This is a genomic window from Mesorhizobium sp. M1C.F.Ca.ET.210.01.1.1 (genome assembly GCF_004791585.1).
Taxonomy (GTDB): domain Bacteria; phylum Pseudomonadota; class Alphaproteobacteria; order Rhizobiales; family Rhizobiaceae; genus Mesorhizobium.
Map to the genome: position 1 here is coordinate 1 of NZ_SRUU01000133.1, position 373 is coordinate 373.

The 373-nt window shown below is 62.5% G+C and carries 1 protein-coding gene; it reads right to left on the reverse strand.

The genetic code is table 11. The annotated features are described in order from the left end of the window. A partial coding sequence (locus EN853_RS33250; protein ID WP_189473188.1) for a cbb3-type cytochrome c oxidase subunit I occupies positions 1-373 on the reverse strand: 373 nt, incomplete at both ends.

The following is a 373-nucleotide window of genomic DNA, read 5'->3' on the forward strand; positions in this document are numbered from 1 at the left end:
GTGAAGACGGGCATGCGCATCATCGTCATGCCGGGGGCGCGCATCTTGATGATGGTGCAGATGAGGTTGATGCCGGATAAGGTCGTGCCGACGCCGGCGACCTGCAGCGCCCAGATGTAGTAGTCGACGCCGACATCGGGACTGTAGTTGATGCCCGAGAGCGGCGGATAGGCCAGCCAGCCGGTGCGGGCGAACTCACCGACGAATAGCGAGGCCATGACCAGGATGGCGCCGCCCACCGTCATCCAGAAGCTGAAATTGTTGAGGAAGGGGAAGGAGACGTCGCGCGCGCCGATCTGCAGCGGCACGACGAAGTTCATCAGCCCGGTGACGAAAGGCATCGCCACGAAGAAGATCATGATCACGCCGTGCG